Source organism: Pseudomonas sp. BNK-45 (assembly GCF_047456255.1).
GTDB lineage: Bacteria > Pseudomonadota > Gammaproteobacteria > Pseudomonadales > Pseudomonadaceae > Aquipseudomonas.
Window position 1 is genome coordinate 4565017 of the sequence record NZ_CP179909.1, and the last position, 14083, is coordinate 4579099.

At 63.9% G+C, this 14083-nt stretch carries 11 protein-coding genes; 6 read left to right on the top strand and 5 right to left on the bottom strand.

What is annotated here, in order from left to right:
- Positions 1 to 18: 18 nt before the first annotated feature.
- Both ACMGG8_RS20425 and ACMGG8_RS20430 read left to right on the top strand, forming a co-directional pair.
- Positions 19 to 1521, top strand: coding sequence for an ATPase domain-containing protein (locus ACMGG8_RS20425; RefSeq protein WP_108543468.1), 1503 nt, complete (start codon positions 19 to 21; stop codon positions 1519 to 1521).
- Positions 1518 to 3188 carry an ATP-binding protein gene (locus ACMGG8_RS20430; protein WP_414158293.1) on the top strand — a complete coding sequence of 557 codons (1671 nt, stop codon included), beginning with the start codon at positions 1518 to 1520 and terminating at the stop codon, positions 3186 to 3188. Before ACMGG8_RS20425 ends, ACMGG8_RS20430 begins: the two co-directional genes overlap by 4 nt.
- Positions 3189 to 3196: 8 nt before the next feature.
- Here the strand turns inward: ACMGG8_RS20430 and ACMGG8_RS20435 are convergent, their stop codons facing one another.
- The 5 genes from ACMGG8_RS20435 to ACMGG8_RS20455 all read right to left on the bottom strand — a co-directional run bounded on the left by ACMGG8_RS20435 (position 3197) and on the right by ACMGG8_RS20455 (position 9905).
- Positions 3197 to 3574: a response regulator gene (locus ACMGG8_RS20435; protein WP_060839105.1), complete on the bottom strand. Its 378-nt coding sequence runs from the start codon at positions 3572 to 3574 to the stop codon at positions 3197 to 3199.
- A gap of 244 nt (positions 3575 to 3818) precedes the next feature.
- On the bottom strand, positions 3819 to 5000 hold the full coding sequence (locus ACMGG8_RS20440) for a hybrid sensor histidine kinase/response regulator (RefSeq protein ID WP_060839104.1): 1182 nt from the start codon (positions 4998 to 5000) through the stop codon (positions 3819 to 3821).
- Positions 4994 to 5599: a chemotaxis protein CheB gene (locus ACMGG8_RS20445; protein WP_060839103.1), complete on the bottom strand. Its 606-nt coding sequence runs from the start codon at positions 5597 to 5599 to the stop codon at positions 4994 to 4996. Before ACMGG8_RS20445 ends, ACMGG8_RS20440 begins: the two co-directional genes overlap by 7 nt.
- Positions 5596 to 6411: a CheR family methyltransferase gene (locus tag ACMGG8_RS20450; RefSeq protein ID WP_016964143.1), complete on the bottom strand. Its 816-nt coding sequence runs from the start codon at positions 6409 to 6411 to the stop codon at positions 5596 to 5598. The genes ACMGG8_RS20445 and ACMGG8_RS20450 overlap by 4 nt, the downstream gene beginning before the upstream one ends.
- Positions 6411 to 9905 (bottom strand): response regulator, encoded by a 3495-nt coding sequence (locus ACMGG8_RS20455; RefSeq protein WP_060839102.1) that lies wholly within the window; start codon positions 9903 to 9905, stop codon positions 6411 to 6413. Before ACMGG8_RS20455 ends, ACMGG8_RS20450 begins: the two co-directional genes overlap by 1 nt.
- Before the next feature lie 254 nt (positions 9906 to 10159).
- On the opposite strand from ACMGG8_RS20455, the gene ACMGG8_RS20460 reads away from it, so the two are divergent.
- The 4 genes from ACMGG8_RS20460 to efeU all read left to right on the top strand — a co-directional run bounded on the left by ACMGG8_RS20460 (position 10160) and on the right by efeU (position 14079).
- Positions 10160 to 10519: a response regulator gene (locus ACMGG8_RS20460; protein WP_060839101.1), complete on the top strand. Its 360-nt coding sequence runs from the start codon at positions 10160 to 10162 to the stop codon at positions 10517 to 10519.
- Between the two features lie 68 nt (positions 10520 to 10587).
- On the top strand, positions 10588 to 11886 hold the full coding sequence (locus tag ACMGG8_RS20465; RefSeq protein WP_108543462.1) for a glycosyltransferase: 1299 nt from the start codon (positions 10588 to 10590) through the stop codon (positions 11884 to 11886).
- Positions 11887 to 12051: 165 nt separating this feature from the next.
- Complete coding sequence (locus tag ACMGG8_RS20470; RefSeq protein ID WP_060841937.1) at positions 12052 to 12957, top strand: AraC family transcriptional regulator; 906 nt, start codon at positions 12052 to 12054, stop codon at positions 12955 to 12957.
- Between the two features lie 273 nt (positions 12958 to 13230).
- Positions 13231 to 14079 carry an iron uptake transporter permease EfeU gene (gene efeU, locus ACMGG8_RS20475; protein ID WP_414158294.1) on the top strand — a complete coding sequence of 283 codons (849 nt, stop codon included), beginning with the start codon at positions 13231 to 13233 and terminating at the stop codon, positions 14077 to 14079.
- Positions 14080 to 14083: the final 4 nt, after the last annotated feature.

A 14083-nucleotide genomic window follows, 5' to 3' on the forward strand; every position in this document is an offset into this window, starting at 1 on the left:
ATTGTGCGAGGGCATTGTTTGTCGACCTCATGTGCGTTGCTCAGCGAAAAAGCCGCCACCGGCATCGAAGGCCTGGATGACATCCTCAACGGCGGATTGTCACGCGGCCATGTGTTTCTCCTGGAAGGCCAACCCGGCACCGGCAAGACCACCGTGGCCTTGCATTTCCTGCGCGCCGGCGCCGCAGCCGGTGAGCGCTGCCTCTACATCACCCTCTCGGAAACCGAACGTGAATTGCGCCAGGGCGCAGCCTCCCATGGCTGGCAGCTCGACGAGCACATTCACATCTTCGAGCTGATCCCGCCGGAAAGCCTGCTCAATGCCGAGCACCAGCAAAGCCTGCTGTACGCCTCGGACCTGGAGCTGGGGGAAGCCACCCGGCAGATCTTCGAAGTGGTGGAACGGGTCAAGCCGACCCGAGTGGTGCTCGACAGCCTCTCGGAAATCCGCCTGCTGGCCCAGAGCTCGCTGCGCTACCGGCGGCAGATCCTGGCGATCAAGCACTACTTCGTCCGCTATGACGCCACCGTGCTGCTCCTGGACGACCTGACCACCGAAGCCCTGGACAAGACCGTGCACAGCGTGGCCCACGGGGTGGTCCGCCTGGAGGAACTGACCCCCAGCTACGGCGCCGAACGCCGGCGCATCCGGGTGGTGAAGTACCGCGGCCAGAAGTACCGCGGCGGCTTCCACGACTTCACCATCATGGGCGACGGCGTGCATGTGTTCCCGCGCCTGGTGGCCGCCGAGCACCGCGCCCGCTACCCGCGCCAGACCCTGTCCAGCGGCATCGACGAGATGGACGCGCTGCTGGGGGGCGGCATCGAAACCGGCTCCAGCACCCTGATCCTCGGTCCGGCCGGCACCGGCAAATCGCTGATCTCGCTGATCTTCGCCGCCGCCGCGGTGGCCCGGGGGGAAAAGGCCGCGCTGTTCATCTTCGACGAAGAGCTGGGGCTGCTGTTTGAGCGCATGCGCAACATGGGCATCGACCTGCAGGCCCTGCAGGCCGGAGGCGATCTGGTGATCGAACAGGTGGACGCCGCCGAACTGTCGCCGGGCGAGCTGTCCCACCGGGTCCGGCGCTGCGTGGATCAGCAACGGATCAAGACCGTGGTGATCGACAGCATCAACGGCTATCAGGCGGCAATGCCCGAGGAAAACGCCCTGGTGCTGCACATGCACGAGTTGCTGCTGTACCTCAACCGCCAGGGAGCGGCGACCTTCATGACCGTGGCCCAGCATGGCCTGGTGGGCGACATGCAGACCCCGGTGGACATCACCTACCTGGCCGATACCGTGGTCCTGCTGCGCTACTTCGAGGCCTTGGGCAAGGTGCGCCGGGCCATTTCCATCATCAAGAAACGCACCGGCCGCCACGAGTCGACCATCCGCGAATACCGCATCGGCGAGCGTGGCCTGACCATCGGCGCCCCTCTGGAAGCCTTCCAGGGCGTGTTGCGCGGCGTGCCCAGCTATCAGGGCGAGAGCGCACCGCTGCTGCAGGATGAGGACACATGAGCCGGCCTCCGGCATTTTCCGAGCGCGCCCTGGTGCTGACGCCCTACGGCCGCGACGGCCAGCTGGCGCAGATGATGCTCAACGAAGCCGGATTCAGCAGCCTGATCACCCCGCACCTGGCGGCCCTGTGCGACGAGCTGGATCAGGGTGCCGGGCTGGCGATCATCGCCGCCGAAGCCTTGCGCGGGGCCGATCTGCAGCCCTTGCTGCGTTATCTGGAGCAGCAACCGGCCTGGTCCGACCTGCCCATCGTGCTGCTGACCCAGCACGGTGGCCCGGAGCAGAACCCGGCCTCGCGCCTGGGCGCGCCCCTGGGCAATGTCAGCTTTCTCGAACGGCCCTTCCATCCGGCGACCCTGATCAGCCTGGTCAGCGCCGCCCTGCGCGGACGCCGCCGGCAATACGAAGCCCGGGACCGTCTGATCGACCTGAGCCAGAGCGAACTGCGCCTGCAGCGCACCCTGGAAACCCTGGAGCAGCAGGTGCAAGAACGCACCGCGCAACTGCGGCACAACGAAGAGGCCCTGCGTCAGTCGCAGAAAATGGAAGCCGTGGGCCAGCTCACCGGCGGCATCGCCCATGACTTCAACAACATGCTCACCGGCATCATCGGCAGCCTGGAGCTGCTGCGCCGGCGCCTGGCCCGGGGTCGCACCGAGGACCTGGACAGCCTGATCGACCTCGGGGTGACTTCGGCCAACCGCGCTGCCGGCCTGACCCATCGCCTACTGGCCTTTTCCCGGCGCCAGTCGCTGGATTCCAAGCCGGTGGAGATGAACGCCCTGGTGACCTCCATGGGCGAACTGCTGCAACGCAGCCTGAGCGAAAGCATCCAGCTGGACATGCGCCTGGACCCGCAGCTGTGGGTGGCCGAAGCCGACCCCAATCAACTGGAAAGCGCCCTGCTCAACCTGGTGCTCAATGCCCGGGACGCCATGCCCAACGGCGGCCGGCTGCTGGTGGAAACCCTCAACCAGCGCCTGGAAGCGGACTTTACCCAGGCCCACGACAACCTGGCGCCCGGGGAATATGTGCTGCTGCGGGTCAGTGACAATGGCTGTGGCATGCCCGAGGCCATCATCAACCGGGTGTTCGACCCCTTCTTCACCACCAAGCCCATCGGCCAGGGCACCGGGCTCGGGCTGTCGATGATCTATGGCTTCAGCAAGCAGTCAGGCGGCCACGTCACCCTCAACAGCACCCTGGGCCGCGGCACCGAGGTCAGCCTTTACCTGCCGCGCTTTCGGGGCGGCCTGGCGCAGGACGAACCGCTGCCGGCGCAACAATCGGCGAGCGCGCAACAGGGCGAGACGGTGCTCATCGTCGAGGATGATCCGGCGGTGCGCGTGCTGGTCAGCGCGGTGCTTGGCGAACTGGGCTACGCCTATCTCGAAGCCGGCGATGCCCGCAGCGCCATGCCGATTCTCGATTCGGCGCAACGTATCGACCTGCTGATCAGCGACGTGGGCCTGCCGGGCATGAACGGCCGGCAACTGGCGGAGATCGGGCGGCAGATCCGCCCGCAATTGAAGGTGCTGTTCATCACCGGCTACGCCGAGCACGCCGCCGCCCGTGGCGGCTTCCTCGATCCCGGCATGCAACTGATCACCAAGCCATTCACCTTCGACCTGCTGACCGCCAAGGTGCGGGAAATGATCGGCGACTGAGGCCCGGTTCAGGCCAGCAGTTGCTGGATCTGTTCCTGCAGGCTGTTGAGGTCGAACGGCTTGGCCAGAATCGGCGCCTTGCGGGTGATGGGGCTGGCGCATTCAAGGATTTCGTTGGGGTAGCCGCTGATGAAAATCACCTTGAGGTCCGGGCGCAGCTTCACCGCCGGCTCGGCGATCATCACCCCGGTAATCCCGCCCGGCAGACGGTAATCGGTGATCATCACGTCCAGGTGCGGCTTGCTGGCGAGGATCTCGAACGCCTGCTCGCCATTCTCGGCCTGCAGAACCCGGTAGCCCAGGCCCGACAGGTAGTCGGCCAGAAGCATCAGGATCACCGGTTCATCTTCGACGATCAGTACGACGTCTTGTGCATCTTCACTCATGGAAAACCTTTGCTGGGTCAATTGCTGCAAGGGGCTGTTGATGTTTGGTGACCGACTGCGTTGCCGGGCCGCGTTTCTCGGAGCGTATCTGGAACAACCAAACCGCGCTCCTCGCGCCCTGCCCTGTGCTCAGTGGGTCACCGTCGTGGCAGGTCACCAAACGTCAGCAGCCCCTTCGACCATTGGGTCACACAGAGGTTGCGTAAGCATTACGCTTTTAGTCACTCGCCGCTCGTCCGACCGTCTACAAGGGCAGGCTGACGCGAAACCGCGCGCCCTGGCCCAAGCGACTCTCGACCGTGATGGTGCCGCCGTGGGCGGTGACGATCTGTTCGGAAATAAACAGCCCAAGCCCGAGGCCCGCCGCCACATGGCTGGCGCTGACCCGCTCGAACTGCTGAAAAATGCGTTTCTGGTTGTCCTCGCTGATGCCGATGCCATGGTCCCGCACCTCGACCCGGGCCTCGCCGTCCTCGGCATAGACCCTGACTTCGATGGGGCTCTTGGCCCCGTAACGCAGGGCGTTGGTCAGCAGGTTGGAGATCACCTGCTCGATACGGAACTCGTCCCATTGGCCTTCCAGGGGCTGCTCGGCCTGCAGCGTCAGGGACGACTGCGCCGCTTCCACCTGAGGCGCGAAATTCTCCACCAGCCCGCGCACCAGTTGCGCCAGGTCGAACCGGGATGGCCGGATCGACAGCTTGCCGGTACGAATCCGCGAAATGTCCAGCATGTCCTCGATCAGGCGGATCAGGCTTTTGATCTGCCGCTCGTCGCGATCGACCATGGCGTGCATCTTGTCCAGGCTGAAGGCCGCGGCGTTCTCCCGGGCCAGGTGCATCTTGCGCAGCTGGGTTTCCAGGATCAGGCCATTGAGGGGCGTGCGCACCTCGTGGGCGACGATGGACATGAAGTCATCGCGCATGCGCACCGCTTGCTCCAGCTCGTTCTGGGTGGCCTGGAGCTTGTTGAGCAGCGCCTCCTGTTCGCGCCGGCTCTGCTCCAGGGCCTCGACCTGCTGCTTCATGGCCTTGCTCTGGCGGTACAGGTCGACGAAGACATTGACCTTGCTCTTGACCGCATGGATGTCCAGGGGCTTGTGCAGGAAGTCCACCGCCCCGCTCTCGTACCCCTTGAACGCATAGTTGAGTTCACGCCCGGCGGCGCTGACGAAAACGATGGGAATGTTCTTGGTCTTCTCGGTGCCGCGCATCAGTTCGGCCAGCTCGAAGCCATTCATGCCGGGCATCTGCACATCGAGAATGGCCATGGCGAATTCGTGCTGGAGCAGCAATGACAAGGCTTCGTCGGCCGACAGCGCCTTGTACACCGTGCGGTCCTCGCGCTTGATCAGCGCTTCCAGGGCCAGCAGGTTCTCCGGCAGATCGTCGACGATCAGCAGCTTGGCTTGAATATTACTTAACATGCGATTCGTTCCAGCTCGGCGAGCAGATGGCTGATGCCGCGCAAAGGGAGGATGTGGTCCGGTTGCTGCAGGGCCAGGGCTGCTTCCGGCATGGTGGGGACACGGGCTTCGCCGGGGTCCTGGACGATGGTCAGCCCGCCCTGGCGCTTGACCTCGACCAGGCCCTGGGCGCCGTCCTGGTTGGCCCCGGTCAGCAGCACCGCCACGAGGTGCTCGCCGTAGGCGTCGGCGGCGGACTCGAACAGGTAATCGATGGCCGGCCGCGAGTGATGCAGGCGCTCCTCCTGGCTCAGGGACAGGGTGCGGTCCTGCTCCACCGACAGGTGATAACCGGGGGCGGCGAAGTACAGGGTGCCCGCAACGATCGCTTCCTTGTCGTCGGCCTCCTTCACCCTCAGCGCCAGGCGCCGGTCGAAGACGTCGGCCAATTGGCTGCGACGCTCGTCGGGCAGGTGCAGGACCACGATCACCGGCAGGCTGAAGCTGGCGCTGAACTCATTGAACAGGCTCAACAAGGCCTCGACGCCCCCCGCGGAGGCGCCTACCACGACAGCCTCGATCCGAGGCCGGCGATGCGGCGCGACACTTTCCTGGCTCATGTCTTGCGGTAGATCCGTTCTTGTTTGACCAAGGGTTCGAAATGCTTGCCATAGGCGGAAAATTCCAGGGTTTCCTTGCTGCCCAGCACCAGGAAACCACGGTGGCAGAGCGACTCATGGAACAGCCCAAAGGCCCGATCCTGCAACTTTTTATTGAAATAAATCAATACGTTACGACACGAAATCAATTGAGTTTCGGAGAAGACGCTGTCGGTCGCCAGGCTGTGATCGGCAAAGGTCACGTTCTCGCGCAGGGTCTTGTCGAAGATCGCGTAGTCGTAGGCGGCGGTGTAGTAGTCGGCAAAGGAGCGCTGGCCACCGGCCTGCTGGTAGTTGTGGGTGTAGGCCCGCACGTTCTCCAGGGAGAAGATGCCCTGCTTGGCCTTCTCCAGGGAGCTGGGGTTGATGTCGGTGGCGTAGATGATGGTGCGTTCCAACAGCCCCTCTTCGCGCAGCAGGATGGCCATGGAGTAGACCTCTTCCCCGGTGCTGCAGCCAGCGATCCAGATCTTGATCGACGGGTAGGTCTTGAGCAGCGGCACCACCTCCTGGCGGATCGCCAGGAAGTGCGACGGATCGCGAAACATCTCGCTCACCGGAATGGTCAGGAACTGCAGCAGTTGCATGAACGCCGTCGGGTCGTGCAGCACCCGTTCCTGCAACGCGGAAATGGTCTTGCACTCGAACTGACGCAGGGCATGGTTGACCCGGCGCTTGATCGAAGCGCCGGAATAGTCGCGGAAGTCGTAGCTGTATTTCAGGTAGATAGCTTCGATCAGCAAACGCAGTTCGATCTCGGTATTACGCTCCACTAAATTCTTTCCATCTTCGGTAGCCACACGCGGATAAGGGAAAACAGCCGGTCAAGGTCGATGGGCTTGGCCAGGTAATCGTTGGAACCGGCCTGCAGGCAGCGCTCCTGGTCGTCCTTCATGGCCTTGGCGGTCACGGCGATGATCGGCAGCTTGCGCCAGCGCGGGTCCTTGCGGATCTGCACCGTGGCTTCAAAACCGTCCATCTCCGGCATCATCACGTCCATCAGCACCAGGTCGATATCCTCCACCTCGTTGAGGCGGGCAATGGCTTCATGGCCGTTGCGCCCAATCACCACCACCGCGCCCTTGTGTTCCAGGGCGCTGGTCAGGGCGAAGATGTTGCGCACGTCATCGTCCACCAGAAGAATCTTGCGCCCCTCGAACACCTTGTCGCGGCTGCGGGCGGTCTTGAGCATCTTTTGCCGCTCATGGGACAACTGGGATTCGACTTTGTGCAGAAAAAGCGTCACTTCATCCAGCAGGCGCTCCGGCGAGCGGGCGCCCTTGATGATGATCGAGCGCGAATACTTGCGCAGCTCGGCCTCTTCGTCCCGGGTCAGGTTGCGCCCGGTATAGACGATCACCGGCGGGAAGGAGCAGATGTCCTCGGTGGACATGCGCTTGAGCAGGTCGTTGCCGAGCATGTCCGGCAACTTGAGGTCGATGACCATGCAGTCGTAGACGTTCTCGCGCAGCAGGTCCAGGGCATCCTGGGCCAGGCCCACGGCGGTGATCTCGATGTCGTCGTCACCGATCAGGCGGGCAATGCTGTCGCGCTGCAGATCGTCGTCCTCCACCAGCAGCACGCGCTTGACCTTCTGGGTCAGCTTGGCTTCGAGGCGGGCGAACACGTCCTTGAGCTCCTCGCGGGTGGTGGGTTTCACCGCGTAGCCCACGGCGCCCATGTGCATGGCCGCTTCCACCCGGTCTTCCACCGAAATCACGTGCACCGGGATGTGCCGGGTCTGGGGGTGCTCCTTGAGCCGCTGCAGCACCGTGAGCCCGGAATGGTCGGGCAGGCGCATGTCCAGCAGGATCGCATCGGGGACGAACTGCTCCGCCAGGCTGAAGCCTTCGTCGGCGCCGTGGGCCACCAGGCAGTGATACCCCAGCTCGTGAGCCAGATCGAAGAGGATGTGCGCGAATTCGAGCTCGTCCTCCACCACCAGGATGCAGCGGCCGCTGAACGGTGCCTTGTCCCGATCATCGGCGAACCGCGGGATCTCGGCCGCCGGTGCCTCTACCGGCGTCGGCGCCATGCTCGCCGGCTGCACCGGTGCGGCCGGCAACAGCGCCGGTGGAGCCACGATCAACGGCTGCGCCGCCTCGTTGTAGTGCTCCGGCAGCACCAGGGTGAAGATGCTGCCACGCCCCGGCTCGCTGCTGACGCTGATGGAGCCGCCCAGCAAGGTGGCCAGATCCCGGGAGATCGACAGCCCCAGGCCGGTGCCGCCATAGCGCCGGCTAGTGGTGCCGTCGGCCTGGCGGAAGGCTTCGAAGATGCTCTCCTGCTGGTCCCGGGCAATGCCGATGCCGGAATCCTGCACGGCAAAGGCGATGCCCGTGCCGGGCTGTGCGTAAACGCTCAGGCTGACCTGGCCCTGCTCGGTGAACTTGATCGCATTGGACAGCAGGTTCTTGAGAATCTGCTCGACCCGCTGGCGGTCGGTGAACAGCATCTGCGGCACCCCGGGCTGCAGTTGCACCCGGAATTCCAGGCCCTTGTCCACGGTCAACGGCTGGAACAGGTTGCGCAAACCGTCCACCAGGCGCGGCACGCTGGCGTTTTCCGGACGCACTTCCAGCTTACCGGCCTCGACCTTGGAAATGTCGAGGATGTCGTTGATCAGGTTCAGCAGGTCATTGCCGGCGGAGTAGATCGATTCGGCGAACTTGACCTGCTCGGCACTGAGGTTCTCCTGGGGGTTTTCCGCCAGCAGCTTGGCCAGGATCAACGAGCTGTTGAGGGGCGTGCGCAACTCGTGGGACATGTTGGCGAGGAATTCGGACTTGTAGCGGCTGGAACGCTGCAACTCCTCGGCGCGCTCTTCGAGCTGGGTCTGCGCCTCGTTCAACTCGTTGTTCTTGCGGTCCATGGCGTCGCGCTGCTCGGCGAGGATCTGCGCCTGTTCGGCCAGGCGTTCGTTGGTCTGCTCCAGCTCCACCTGCTGGGTTTCCAGGTGCACCTGGGATTCCTTGAGAATCCGCGACTGCTCCTCCAGCTCTTCGTTGGCGGTCTTCAACTCTTCCTGCTGTACCTGCAGCTCTTCGTTGAGCTGCTGGGTTTCGGCCAGCACTTCCTGCAGGCGCTGGCGATAGCGCGCGGCCTCGATGGAAGTGCCGATATTGCCGGCAATCAGCTCCAGCAACTCGACATCGCGTTCGCTCAAGGCCCGCAGGAAGCCCAGCTCGATCACCCCGTTGACCCGATCGTCATCCCGGGTCGGCACCACCAGCACGCTGTGCGGCGCGCCTTCGCCCAGGCCGGAACTGACCTTGAAATAATCCGCCGGCACGTTGTCCAGGCGGATCAGGCGCTTGTGCTGCGCGGCCTGCCCCACCAGGCCTTCATCGCCATACAGCGACTGCTCCTGCTGCTCCTGCTCCCGGGAGAAGCCGTAGGACGCCACGCGCTTGAGGCCGCCGTGGTCTTCGCGCACATACAGCGCCGCCACCGGCGTCCCCAGGTACTGGGCACAGAAGTGCAGGATGTTGCGCCCCAACAGGTTCAGGCTCAGTTGCCCGAGCATCTGTTCGGCCAGCTCGGTCTGGCCGTTGCGCAGCCAGGCTTGCTGCTCCAGGCGACGCGCGCTCTGGTCCTGGGCCTCGAGGTTGTCGCTGTAGCTTTTCGACAGCGCCAGCAGGTCGCGGCGGCCGATGTAGGCCAGCAGGCCACTGATGCCCACCACGAACAGCAGGTACAGGATCACGCTGAAAATGGTCGTGCGACTGACGTCTTCATTGCGCTCCAGGCGCAGTTGCTGCTCCATGGTCACCGCGTCGTCGTATTCCTTGCGGATCTCGTCGGTCAGGCGCTTGCCGCGGCCGGCCTGTACCGCGCCACGGTAGTCGCCGTTCTGCCGACGCAGCTCGATCATGCCCTGGGCGAAGTTGTTCCACTCGGTCTGCAGGGCTTCCAGGCGCTTGAGCCGATCCACCTGCTGCGGGTTGTCCTTCACCAGTTCCTGGAGGCTGCGCAGCTCGCTGACGATGCGCGGCTTGGCCACTTCATAGGGATCGAGAAAGTGCTCGTCGCCGGTGATCAGAAAACCGCGCATGCCGGTTTCCAGGTCTATGGTCAGGCGCGCCGCCTCGTTGATGTTATTGATCACCCGGTCAGTGTGCTGCACCCACTGGATCACCGAGAGCAGGTAGGTGATCAGGGACACGAAAAAAACCGCGCTGAGCACGCCCACACCCAGGGGCAGGCTGATGTTGCGGGTCAGCAGCTTGCGAAAACTCTGTTCATCAATCGAAGTCGGACGAATCATTTGATGGACCTGGACGCCGGTAAAAAAAACGAAGTTTGCCCCACATTCGGCCATTGCAGCTATTTTTTATAACCTGTGGGTTCACAACTGCAATTGAAGCTGCGCTGGGACAAAGGAAGCGGTTATTCTTGCCGACGCTTGTACAAGAGCATTTTTTTGTACAGCTTCGGGAACTTGTGGCCAGCTGCCACTTACTGATGCACAGGGCCGCCTGTCACGCCGCCCCACCGAATTCATTTCTTGAGAGTGTCCCTATGCCCGCCAGCGCTACCACCATCCTAGTCGTCGAAGACGATGCCATCGTGCGCATGTTGATTGTCGATGTTCTCGAAGAGCTCGAATTCAATGTCCTGGAAGCCGATGGCAGCGACGCCGCGCTGCACCTGCTGGAAGAGACGGGGCAAGGCATCGACCTGCTGATGACCGATGTCGGCCTGCCTGGCATGAACGGCCGCGAACTGGCCGAGCGAGCCCGGCAGTTGCGCCCGCAATTGCCGGTACTGTTCGCCAGCGGTTACGCCGAATCCATCGAGGTGCCGGCCGGCATGGCGGTGATCGGCAAGCCCTTCTCCATCGATCAGTTGCGGGACAAGGTGCGCAGCATCCTCGGCTGATCCGGTGGCGGCCGGCTGTGGTTTAATGGCGACCTTTTTTTGCCCCCGCCTGCCAGGAATGCCCGCTCATGAGTCCCACCGCCGCAACCAAAGTCCTGATCATTGGTTACGTCTGGCCAGAACCCCGCTCCTCCGCTGCCGGCGGGCACATGATGCAGATCCTCCAGAGCTTTCTCGATCAGGGTTGGGAGCTGACCTTCAGCAGCCCGGCCAACGAGGGCGAGCACAAGGAGGACCTGGCGGCGCTGGGCATCCGCGAGTGCCCGATCGAACTCAACAACAGCAGTTTCGACCGTTTCGTCGCCGAACTGGCGCCGGATATCGTGCTGTTCGACCAGTTCATGATGGAAGAGCAGTTCGGCTGGCGCGTCGAGCAGCACTGCCCGAATGCCCTGCGGGTCCTGGAAACCTCGGACCTGCAATGCCTGCGCCACGCCCGCCACCAGCGACTCAAGGATCAGCTCAAGGCCGGCGCCGACGAGGATGACTTCAGCGCCCTGTTCCGCCGGGCGCCGCTGGAAGAATTCCGCCACATGGCCGACACCGACCTGGCCAAGCGCGAGATCGCCGCCATCTACCGCTGCGACCTGAGCCTGATGATCTCCGAAGTGGAGATCGACCTGCTGGTGCAGCAGTTCCGCCTGCCCCCGGCCTTGCTGCACTGGTGCCCACTGATGCTGGACCGGTTGCCGGACCAGTTCCCGCCCTTTGAACAGCGGGCGCACTTCCTCAGCATCGGCAATTTCCGTCACGCGCCGAACTGGGACGCCGTGCTGTGGATGAAGAACCGCGTGTGGCCGCTGATCCGCCAGCAACTGCCCGGCGCGCAACTGCACCTGTATGGCGCCTACACCCCGCCCAAGGCCGCGGCTCTGCACAACCCGGCCCAGGGCTTTCACATCATGAACTGGGCCGAAGACGCGCTGCAGGTGATGAGCGCGGCGCGGATCTGCCTGGCGCCCCTGCGTTTCGGCGCCGGGATCAAGGGCAAGCTGCTGGACGCCATGCTCTGCGGCACCCCCAGCGTGACCACCCCGGTGGGCAGCGAATCCATGTCCCAGGACGACCTGCCGTGGCCCGGGGCGGTGGCCGAATCCGCCAGCGCCCTGGCCTCGGCGGCGGTGCGCCTGTATCAGGATCAGGCCTTGTGGAACCAGGCCCAGGCCGCGGGCGCGCGCCTGCTGGAGGCGCGCTACCGCCGGCAGATTCACGGCCCGGCGCTGATCCAGCGCCTGCAGCAGTGCCGCCAGCACCTGGAACAGCTGCGCCGCGACAACTTCACCGGCGCCATGCTGCGCCACCATCATCACAAGAGCACCCAATACATGGCGCAGTGGATCGAGGCGAAGAACCGCCCCGCCTCCTGACCCCGGCGCCCTCGCAGGAGCCGCGGGTGGTTGCAGGGGCCGGCGAATAGGGTCGCAAAGGCGTTGAATGGGTGGGCGCCTTCGCTGGCCAGCCAGTTCCTGCTGGTGCACGGGAAGGCCGCGAGGCATTATCGGGCGGGCCAACAACAAGAACTGTCTCCCACCATGAGCCGACCCGGCAAGATCACCGACCCTTCCTATGAATTGATGGACGACCACAACGGCCTGTCGATCATCTATCGCCAGCACGGCTTCCCCAGCCCACTGGTGCGCTGGCATTTCCACAAGGAGTACGAGCTGCACCTGATCGTCGCCAGCGCCGGCAAGGTGTTCATCGGTGACTACATCGGCAACTTCTATCCGCACACCCTGTTCCTCACCGGCCCCAACCTGCCCCACAACTGGATCAGCCAGGTGGCCGAGGACGAAGTGGTGCCCAAGCGCGACATGCTGGTGAACTTCACCGACGAACTCTTCGACAGCGGCAGCCAGATCTTCAGCGAACTGAAGAACCTCAGTCCCCTGCTGGAGCGGGCCCAGTACGGCATCGAGTTCCGCTGCCCGCAGACCATCGCCCAGGCCATGCCGCTGATGCAGCGTATCGCCGACTCCAGCGGCATCACCCGGCTCGGCCACTTCTTCATCCTCATGGAACTGCTGGCGGCCTGCGACGACTACCAGTTACTGTCCAGCGCCACCCGCGGGCAACTGGCGGATGAACACAGCGTCGACCGCACCAACCGCGCGGTGGACTACATCTTTGCCCACTACGCCCGGGAACTGCCCCTGGAGGAAGTCGCCGAGTACCTGGGGATGAAAGCCAGCTACTTCTCCCGAGTGTTCAAGCAAGCCACCGGCCGCTGCTTCATCGAGTTCGTCAATCGCCTGCGCATCAGCAAGTCCTGCGAACTGCTGGCCGCTGGCGACAAACCGGTGACCGACGTGTGCTTCGAATCGGGCTTCAACAACATCTCCAACTTCAACCGACGCTTCCAGCAGCTCAAGGGCATGACCCCTTCCCATTACCGGCGCCTGGCGGTGCAACGCCTGACCGAACAGAACCGCGGCTGAACCGCCCGCGCCAAAACCTGCATCTCCCTCCCCCGTAGGCGCGGGCTGACCAGCGACTGCGCCAGCCCCTTCAACCTCTCTCTCGCGCCTCTCTCGCGCCTCTCTGCGCCGGCCAGCCGGCCCATGCCGGGTGGGGGATGGGCGCCAAACCCCGCCGTAGAAGTAAACAAATCTCGTTCAGCTCAGGTTCAGCGGATGCCAATCATCTTCATTTAGCAATGAGTATCATTATGTTACAAATTAGCTCCCTACCCATTGCCCCGCCGGTGCTGAATGCTCGTTCCATTTCTGATCATGCTGCGCGAAGGGATTGAAGCCGCGCTTATCGTTGGCATCATCGCCAGTTACCTGAAACAGACCGGCCGCGGTCAGTGGATGCCCGCGGTATGGATCGGGGTGTTTCTCGCCGCGGCCCTGGCCCTGCTGGTGGGCGGCGGCCTGGAGCTGATGAGCGCCGAGTTCCCGCAGAAACAGCAGGAACTGTTCGAAGGCATCGTCGGCCTGGTGGCCGTGGGCATCCTCAGCTCCATGGTGTTCTGGATGCGCAAGGTGGCCCGCTCCATCAAGCACTCCCTGCAGGCGTCCCTGGACCAGGCCCTGGCCGGCTCCCGGCATCAGGTCATGGCCCTGATCGCCATGGTGTTCTTCGCCGTTGCCCGGGAAGGCCTGGAAACCGTGTTCTTCCTACTGGCGGTGTTCCAGCAGAGCGAAGGACCCGGCGCGCCCACCGGCGCCCTGCTGGGCCTGATCGGGGCAATCATCGTCGGTTGGCTGATCTACACCGGCAGCATGCGCCTGAACCTCGGGGCGTTCTTCCGCTGGACCGGGCTGTTCATCCTGGTGGTGGCCGCCGGCATCCTCGCCAACTCGGTACAGGCCCTGCACGAAGCCGGAATCTGGAACCACTGGCAGACCGTGCTCTTCGACTTCAGCGCCAGCCTGCCCATGGACAGCCCGCTGGGCTCGGTGCTGGCCGGCATGTTCGGCTACCAGGACGCGCCCACCCTCAGCACCCTCGGCGCCTATGGGCTGTACCTGGCGGTGACCCTGGTGCTGTTCTTCCTGCCCGCCGGCAGCGCGGCCAAGGCACCCGCCCCGACCTCTTCCGTTTCCCGTCAGTAAGGCT

Coding starts and splice junctions, on each gene's coding strand:
- ACMGG8_RS20435 (WP_060839105.1), bottom strand. CDS start 3,574: ATGAGTGAAGATGCACAAGACGTCGTACTGATCGTCGAAGATGAACCG.
- ACMGG8_RS20445 (WP_060839103.1), bottom strand. CDS start 5,599: ATGAGCCAGGAAAGTGTCGCGCCGCATCGCCGGCCTCGGATCGAGGCT.
- ACMGG8_RS20430 (WP_414158293.1), top strand. CDS start 1,518: ATGAGCCGGCCTCCGGCATTTTCCGAGCGCGCCCTGGTGCTGACGCCC.
- ACMGG8_RS20465 (WP_108543462.1), top strand. CDS start 10,588: ATGAGTCCCACCGCCGCAACCAAAGTCCTGATCATTGGTTACGTCTGG.
- ACMGG8_RS20455 (WP_060839102.1), bottom strand. CDS start 9,905: ATGATTCGTCCGACTTCGATTGATGAACAGAGTTTTCGCAAGCTGCTG.
- efeU (WP_414158294.1), top strand. CDS start 13,231: ATGCTCGTTCCATTTCTGATCATGCTGCGCGAAGGGATTGAAGCCGCG.
- ACMGG8_RS20460 (WP_060839101.1), top strand. CDS start 10,160: ATGCCCGCCAGCGCTACCACCATCCTAGTCGTCGAAGACGATGCCATC.
- ACMGG8_RS20470 (WP_060841937.1), top strand. CDS start 12,052: ATGAGCCGACCCGGCAAGATCACCGACCCTTCCTATGAATTGATGGAC.
- ACMGG8_RS20440 (WP_060839104.1), bottom strand. CDS start 5,000: ATGTTAAGTAATATTCAAGCCAAGCTGCTGATCGTCGACGATCTGCCG.